This window comes from Streptomyces sp. NPDC005811 (assembly GCF_040630405.1).
Taxonomy (GTDB): domain Bacteria; phylum Actinomycetota; class Actinomycetes; order Streptomycetales; family Streptomycetaceae; genus Streptomyces.
Genome location: NZ_JBEXXK010000012.1, coordinates 215,650 through 222,407, shown reverse-complemented (window position 1 = coordinate 222,407; position 6,758 = coordinate 215,650). Strand labels below are relative to the sequence as shown.

The 6,758-nt window shown below is 72.8% G+C and carries 9 protein-coding genes; 6 read left to right on the top strand and 3 right to left on the bottom strand.

Annotated elements, in window-relative coordinates; translation table 11 throughout:
• Positions 1–246 precede the first annotated feature (246 nt).
• The 3 genes from ABZ490_RS15710 to ABZ490_RS15700 all read right to left on the bottom strand — a co-directional run bounded on the left by ABZ490_RS15710 (position 247) and on the right by ABZ490_RS15700 (position 2,496).
• Complete coding sequence (locus ABZ490_RS15710; RefSeq protein WP_358989548.1) at positions 247–492, bottom strand: hypothetical protein; 246 nt, start codon at positions 490–492, stop codon at positions 247–249.
• A gap of 234 nt (positions 493–726) precedes the next feature.
• Entirely contained in the window at positions 727–1,623 is an 897-nt protein-coding gene (locus tag ABZ490_RS15705) for a 2-hydroxy-3-oxopropionate reductase (RefSeq protein WP_358989546.1), read from the bottom strand.
• 24 nt (positions 1,624–1,647) lie between these two features.
• Positions 1,648–2,496 carry a TIM barrel protein gene (locus ABZ490_RS15700; protein WP_358989544.1) on the bottom strand — a complete coding sequence of 283 codons (849 nt, stop codon included), beginning with the start codon at positions 2,494–2,496 and terminating at the stop codon, positions 1,648–1,650.
• Positions 2,497–2,670: 174 nt separating this feature from the next.
• Here ABZ490_RS15700 and ABZ490_RS15695 point away from each other — a divergent pair, with 174 nt between their 5' ends.
• The 6 genes from ABZ490_RS15695 (at position 2,671) to ABZ490_RS15670 (ending at position 6,644) form a co-directional block, all read left to right on the top strand.
• Positions 2,671–2,934: a hypothetical protein gene (locus ABZ490_RS15695; RefSeq protein WP_358989542.1), complete on the top strand. Its 264-nt coding sequence runs from the start codon at positions 2,671–2,673 to the stop codon at positions 2,932–2,934.
• Positions 2,931–3,320: a helix-turn-helix domain-containing protein gene (locus ABZ490_RS15690; RefSeq protein WP_358989540.1), complete on the top strand. Its 390-nt coding sequence runs from the start codon at positions 2,931–2,933 to the stop codon at positions 3,318–3,320. Before ABZ490_RS15695 ends, ABZ490_RS15690 begins: the two co-directional genes overlap by 4 nt.
• An 87-nt stretch (positions 3,321–3,407) precedes the next feature.
• Positions 3,408–3,974, top strand: a complete 567-nt coding sequence (gene uraD / locus ABZ490_RS15685) for a 2-oxo-4-hydroxy-4-carboxy-5-ureidoimidazoline decarboxylase (RefSeq protein ID WP_358989538.1) — start codon at positions 3,408–3,410, stop codon at positions 3,972–3,974.
• A complete protein-coding gene (gene uraH / locus ABZ490_RS15680) occupies positions 3,971–4,348 on the top strand; it encodes a hydroxyisourate hydrolase (RefSeq protein ID WP_358989536.1) in 378 nt (125 codons plus the stop codon). The genes uraD and uraH overlap by 4 nt, the downstream gene beginning before the upstream one ends.
• A 6-nt stretch (positions 4,349–4,354) precedes the next feature.
• Positions 4,355–5,251: a factor-independent urate hydroxylase gene (gene pucL / locus ABZ490_RS15675; RefSeq protein WP_358989534.1), complete on the top strand. Its 897-nt coding sequence runs from the start codon at positions 4,355–4,357 to the stop codon at positions 5,249–5,251.
• A gap of 10 nt (positions 5,252–5,261) precedes the next feature.
• A complete protein-coding gene (locus ABZ490_RS15670) occupies positions 5,262–6,644 on the top strand; it encodes an 8-oxoguanine deaminase (RefSeq protein WP_358989532.1) in 1,383 nt (460 codons plus the stop codon).
• Positions 6,645–6,758 lie beyond the last annotated feature (114 nt).

Below are 6,758 nucleotides of genomic sequence, written 5' to 3'. Positions count from 1 at the left end.
CCCGATTTTTTCTCCGTCGCCCCCCCCCCCCGGTCACCCCCCCCCCCAACTAACACCCCCCGGCAGTCCGGCGGGGTGGGGGCGGCCGGCCACCAGGTGGCCGTCCCCCCACACCGTCCCCCGTCACGGGAAGCCCGCCACCCCCGTGCCGGCGGGCCCCGTGTGACCACAATGTGCCCGCACCCGGGCCCGGTTGAAGCCTGCGGCGCCAGGTTCAGAGGTTGATTTGAGGTTGGCGTACCCGCCCTACGCCGGTTGCTGTCCGTGGTGCTCCGACAGTCCCGGCCAGTCGTCGGGCCCACCGCCCTGCCACTCGATGAAGTCGCTCTCCTCGAGATCGGTCACATACAGATCGGCCAGGCGCAGGATCTCGCTGACGTCGTCCGCGTGCGTGGCGATCCCCAGCGTCTCGTCGCCCTCGGTCACCCGCCGGGAACCGTCGAGGGCCGGCGGATGCACCACGACATGCGGATGCTCCGTTGGATGTGCCATGCCTTCAGCGTCCTGCCGCCGGGGCGGATCCGCACGCGGAAGGCCCGCGCGGCGGGGGCCGGGCGGGGGAGTCGGGGCGGGCGAGTCCGGGCGGCCGAGTCGGGCCGGCGCGGTGGTGATCGGCGGGGCCCGGCCAGTGGGGTCCGGGCCGTGGGGTCCGGGTGGTGCCGTCGCCCGGGCGCGACCTGACAGATGTCGGCGACGGCACCGCCCGGAGTTCTCGGGGGAGGGGCGTCAGACCCGGGCGCCGGAGAGGCGTTCCACGGCCCGCAGCAGCGCCGAGTGGTCGAGGCCGCCGTCGCCCTGGGCCCGCAGCGACGCCACGAGCTGGGCCACCACGGCCCCGGCCGGCAGGGCCGCGCCGACGGCACGGGCCGCGTCGGTCACGATGCCCATGTCCTTGTGGTGCAGGTCGATCCGGAAACCCGGCCGGAAGTCGCGCCGCAGGAAGTTGTCCTTCTTGCGGGTCAGGACCGTCGAGCCGGCGAGACCGCCGTTCAGCACGTCCAGCGCGGCCTCCAGCTCCACGCCCGACTTCTCCAGGAACACCACGGCCTCGGCGCACGCCTGGAGGTTCACGGCCACGATCAGCTGGTTGGCGGCCTTCACGGTCTGCCCGCAGCCGTGCGGCCCGCACCGCACCACGGTCCTGCCGAGCACCTCGAAGAGCGGCAGCGCGGCGTCGAAGTCGGCCTGCTCGCCGCCGACCATGATGGACAGCACGGCCTCGACCGCCCCGGCCTCACCGCCGGACACGGGCGCGTCCAGGACCCGGATCCCCTTCTCCCGCGCCGCGGCCGCCAGCGCGACGGAGGTCTGCGGGGTGATCGAGGACATGTCGATGAGCAGGGCGCCGGGGCGGGCGTGCGCCAGGATGCCGTCCGGGCCGTACGCGACGGCCTCGACCTGCGGGGAGGCCGGCACCATCGTGACGATCACCTCGGCGTCCCGCACGGCCTCGGCGACCGAGGCGGCGGCCGTGCCCCCGGCGGCGGCCAGCCGGTCCAGCTTGTCCTGCTCCAGCGTGAACCCGGTGACGTCGTAACCCGCCTTGAGCAGGTTCTCGGACATGGGGGAGCCCATGATGCCGAGACCTATCCAGGCGACCTTGGGCAGGGATGCGGTGGTCATGGAGGATGCCTCTCGTACGGGGGATCAGCGGGCGGCGCGGGCCCCGCGGGCCTCGCGGGGCAGCCAGTCGAAGGCCTCGGCGCTCGGACGGTCGCCCGGCTTGTACTCCAGGCCGGTCCAGCCGTCGTAGCCGGCCTTCGCCAGCCGGTCGAGGAGGTCCGCCAGCGGCAGCGCTCCGGTGCCGGGCGCGCCGCGGCCGGGGGTGTCGGCGATCTGGACATGGCCGGTCCGCGCCGCGTGGGTCTCGATCACCCGGGGCAGGTCCTCGCCGTTCATCGCCAGGTGGTACAGGTCCATCAGGAACATCGCGTTGCCGAGGCCCGTCGCCTCGTTCACCCGGTCCGCGACCTCGACCGCGGCCTCTGCGCTCACCAGCGGATAGTGCGGCGACTCGGGCCGGTTCAGGGCCTCGACGAGCAGCATCGCGCCGATCCCGTCGGCGGCCCGGGCGGCGAGCGCGAGGTTCTCCAGGGCGAGCGCGTCCTGCTCGGCCGGGTCCACGCCGGCGACGCGGTTGCCGTAGAGCGCGTTGAGCGCCGTACAGCCCAGGGAGCCGGCGAAGCCCGCGGCCACCTCGATGTTCGCGCGGAAGCGCTCCGACTCCTCACCGGGCAGGGAGAGGGCGCCGCGGTCCGGGCCCGGGAGCTGTCCGGCGTAGAGGTTCAGGCCGGTCAGCTGGACGCCCGCGTCCTCGATCGCGTGCTGGAGGGCGTCGAGTTCCGGCCGGGCGGGGGTGGGGGAGTCCACCCAGGGCCACCACAGCTCGACCGCGGTGAAGCCCGCCGCGGCGGCGGCCGCGGGGCGCTCCAGGAGCGGGAGTTCCGTGAAGAGGATCGACAGGTTGACGTCGAAGCGCCGGTCTTCGAATCCCATGGGATGCCGCGCTCCCTTCTGACTCATCCGTACGTTTCATTTTCCGTATTGCGGAAGTGTTTTTCTGCTTACTGGAAGACTGGCGGGCGGGTTGTGGCTTGTCAAGGGCGTGCGCCGCCCCGGTCCGTTAAGGTCGGGGTCCTGGTGAGGCCGGTCGGAAGGTGTGGGGGCGCGATGCGACTGAAAGTGGAGTTCACCACCGAACCCTTCGACCTCGACGAGGCGCCCGCGCACGCGCTGGTCGCCCGTGAGGTGATCGAGGCCGCCGATCTGGACGCCGTCGACGTCGGGCCGTTCGGCAACACCGCGGAGGGCGGCACCGAGGCCGTGATCGCCGCCGTCGACGCCCTGCTGCGCCGCTCGCTCGACGCGGGCGCCACCCGGATCACCCTCCAGGTCAATGTCGTCGACCCGGCCGCCGCGGGGGAGGGCGCGTGACCGGCACCGGCGACGAGCCCTTCATCGCGGCCGTGAAGCCGCTGGTCGACGCGATGGGCGGCGAGATGCTCCCGCCCGACGAGGCCGGCCCCGACGACGTGGTCCTCGCCTGGGAGGGCGCCGACGTCGTCGCCGTGCGGCTGCCCCAGCTCGCCGACTCCCTCGACCACATCCTGGCCGCCCTGGAGCGCAGGAAGGGCAAGCCCCTCGCCGATCTGGACCGCAAGGCCAAGCAGGAGGTCGTACGGATGCTGGAGGCGCGCGGCGCCTTCTCCGTGCGGCACGGAGTGGAGACCGTGGCGAGCGCCCTCGGGGTGAGCCGCTTCACGGTCTACAACTACCTGAACCGGGAGAAGGGCGGGCTCCCGAAGCCGGGGCTCCCGTAACCGTGGCTCCCGCGGCCAGTGCTCCCGTAACCCGGAATTTTCAACAAAGTGTTGACGCGGGTTCGTGGGGAGGCGTTAGCTGACCCCGTGACTTCGACTTCGACGCCCCCGGGTCTGGCCCGGTTCAACGACCTGGAGGAGCACGCGGCGGCCGCCGCCCTCCACGAGGCGTGCGCGTCCGCCGCCTGGGGGCGGCGCCTGATCGCCGGCCGCCCCTACGCCGACGTCGACGCCCTGTACGCCGCGAGCGACGCCGCCATGGCGGAGCTGACCGAGGCCGACCTGGCGGAGGCGATGGCCGGGCATCCGCCGATCGGGCGCCCGGCACCGGGGGATCCGGTCTCGGCCCGCGAGCAGCGGGGCATGGCCGGGGCCCCGGCGGACCTCAAGGCCGAGATGCTCGCGCTCAACCTGGCCTACCAGGAGAAGTTCGGGCAGGTGTTCCTGATCTGCGCCACCGGCCGCACCGGCGCCGAGATGCGCGACGCCGCCCGGGAGCGCCTCGGCAACACGCCGGAGCGGGAACGCGAGATCGTCCGCACCGAACTCGGCAGGATCAACCTCATCCGGCTGGCCCGGCTCGTCACCCCCGCCGAAACCCCCGGCGGAACTCCCGGCGAAACCCCTGTCGAAGAGGACCGACCCCGACCATGAGCACCGCCCCCACCGCCCCCACCGCCTCCGTGTCCACCCACATCCTGGACACCTCCGTCGGCCGCCCCGCCCGGGACGTCGCCGTCGAGCTGTCGGCACGCGGCGGGCACGACGCCCCGTGGCGCGCGCTCGGCGGCTCCGCCACCGACGCGGACGGCCGGTGCAAGGACCTCCCGGCCCTGCCGGAGGGAACCACCCACGTACGGCTCGACTTCGCGGTCGCGCCGTACTTCGAGAACCAGCGAGCCGAGGCACAGCCGGGCGCGGTGTTCTTCCCGGAGGTGGCGATCACGTTCGCCGTCGCACCGGGCGAGCACTACCACGTACCGCTGCTGCTCAACCCGTTCGGCTACTCCGTATACCGAGGGAGCTAGCTGCCCATGCCCACGTTTCTGGGACCGAACCAGTACGGCAAGGCCGAGAACCGCGTCGTCAGGATCACGCGGGACGGCGCCACCCACCACATCAGGGACCTGAACGTCTCGGTGTCGCTCTCCGGCGACATGGACGAGGTCCACTACTCGGGCTCCAACGCCCACGTCCTGCCGACCGACACCACCAAGAACACGGTGTACGCGTTCGCCAAGGAACACGGCATCGACTCCCCCGAGCAGTTCGGCATCCACCTCGCCCGGCACTTCGTGGCCGGCCAGGACGCCATCCACCGCGCCCGCATCCGCATCGAGGAGTACGCCTGGGAGCGCATCGAGCACTCCGGGCGGGGCGCCCACTCCTTCGTCCGCAAGGGACAGGAGACCCGGCTCACCCAGGTCACCCACGACGGCTCGTCCTGGGAGGTCGTCTCCGGCCTCAAGGACCTGACCGTGATGAACTCGACCGACTCCGAGTTCCGGGGCTACGTCAAGGACAGGTACACCACCCTCCCCGAGGCCTACGACCGGGTCCTCGCCACCGACGTCTCGGCCCGCTGGCGCTTCGGCTGGAGCGACGACGCCGAGGACGCGCCGGACTGGGAGGAGTCGTACGCTCAGGTGAAGGGGCATCTGCTGCGGTCCTTCGCCGAGACGTACTCGCGTTCGCTCCAGCAGACCCTCTACGCGATGGGCGCGCGGATCATCGACCACCGCGGCGAGATCGACGAGGTCCGCTTCTCCCTCCCGAACAAGCACCACTTCCTGGTGGACCTGGCGCCGTTCGGGCTGGAGAACGACAACGAGGTCTACTTCGCCGCCGACCGCCCCTACGGCCTGATCGAGGCCACCGTCCTCAGGGACGGCCACGAGGCGAAGATCCCGGCGGACCTCACCCACCTCTGAAGGACGGACCATGGCAGCAGCCCTCCAGCGCGTCGTCATCGAGAACTGCTCGATCGCCACCGTCGACGCCGACGACACCGAGTACGCGGCCGGACATCTCGTCCTGGCCGGCAACCGTATCGAGTCGCTCGGTCCGGGCCCGGCCCCCGAGGGCCTGGAGAACGTCGTACGCCGGATCGACGCCACCGGCCATCTCGCCACCCCCGGCCTGGTCAACACCCACCACCACTTCTACCAGTGGATCACCCGGGGCCTGGCCACCGACCACAACCTCTTCGACTGGCTGGTCGCCCTCTACCCGACCTGGGCGCGCATCGACGAACCGATGGTCCGGGCGGCGGCCCGGGGATCGCTGGCGATGATGGCCCGCGGCGGGGTCACCACCGCGATGGACCACCACTACGTCTTCCCCCGGGGCTCCGGCGACCTCTCCGGCGCGATCATCGGCGCCGCCCGGGACATGGGCGTCCGCTTCACCCTGGCCCGCGGCTCGATGGACCGCAGTGAGAAGGACGGCGGGCTGCCCCCGGACTTCGCCGTGGAGACCCTCGACGGGGCGCTCGCCGCCACCGAGGAGACCGTCGCCGAGCACCACGACGCCTCCTTCGACGCGATGACCCAGGTCGCCGTCGCCCCCTGCTCGCCCTTCTCCGTCTCCACCGAACTCCTGCGGCAGGGCGCCGAACTGGCCCGCCGGCTCGGGGTGCGGCTGCACACCCACGGCTCGGAGACGGTCGAGGAGGAGAAGTTCTGCCACGAGCTGTTCGGCATGGGCCCGACCGACTACTTCGAGTCCACCGGCTGGCTCGGCGAGGACGTGTGGATGGCGCACTGCGTCCACATGAACGACTCCGACATCGACGCCTTCGCCCGGACCGGGACGGGGGTCGCCCACTGCCCGTCGTCCAACGCCCGGCTGGCCGCCGGCATCGCCCGCGTCCCCGACCTGCTCGCCGCCGGTGTCCCGGTCGGCCTCGGCGTCGACGGCACGGCGTCCAACGAGTCCGGCGAACTCCACACCGAACTGCGCAACGCCCTGCTCGTCAACCGCCTCGGCGCCCACCGCGAGGCCGCCCTGAGCGCCCGTCAGGCCCTGCGGCTCGGCACCCACGGCGGTGCCCGGGTGCTGGGCCGGGCCGGCGAGATCGGCTCCCTGGAGCCGGGCAAGCTCGCCGACCTGGTGCTGTGGCGGCTGGACACCCTCGCCCACGCCTCCATCGCCGACCCGGTCGCGGCGCTGGTCCTCGGTGCCGCGGCGCCGGTCACCGCCTCCTTCGTGAACGGCCGTCAGATCGTGGAGAACGGCCGGCTGCTCACCGTCGACGAGGACGCGATCGCCCGCGAGACCCGCGAGGAGGCGCGGCGCCTCGCCCGGATCGCCGCGCGCGACTGACCGGACCGCCTCGAACCCCGGCCGAGGGGGACGGCCCTCGGCCGGTGGCTCCGGACGTCCGTGCGGTGTCCGGAGCGACCGCCCGGGGCGCGCCCTGCCGCGCGCCCCGGGCCG

What these genes read in the sequence shown, in the direction of transcription:
- ABZ490_RS15700 (WP_358989544.1), bottom strand. Translation starts at nt 2,496, where the DNA reads ATGGGATTCGAAGACCGGCGCTTCGACGTCAACCTGTCGATCCTCTTC.
- pucL (WP_358989534.1), top strand. Translation starts at nt 4,355, where the DNA reads ATGCCCACGTTTCTGGGACCGAACCAGTACGGCAAGGCCGAGAACCGC.
- ABZ490_RS15695 (WP_358989542.1), top strand. Translation starts at nt 2,671, where the DNA reads ATGCGACTGAAAGTGGAGTTCACCACCGAACCCTTCGACCTCGACGAG.
- ABZ490_RS15670 (WP_358989532.1), top strand. Translation starts at nt 5,262, where the DNA reads ATGGCAGCAGCCCTCCAGCGCGTCGTCATCGAGAACTGCTCGATCGCC.
- ABZ490_RS15710 (WP_358989548.1), bottom strand. Translation starts at nt 492, where the DNA reads ATGGCACATCCAACGGAGCATCCGCATGTCGTGGTGCATCCGCCGGCC.
- uraH (WP_358989536.1), top strand. Translation starts at nt 3,971, where the DNA reads ATGAGCACCGCCCCCACCGCCCCCACCGCCTCCGTGTCCACCCACATC.
- ABZ490_RS15705 (WP_358989546.1), bottom strand. Translation starts at nt 1,623, where the DNA reads ATGACCACCGCATCCCTGCCCAAGGTCGCCTGGATAGGTCTCGGCATC.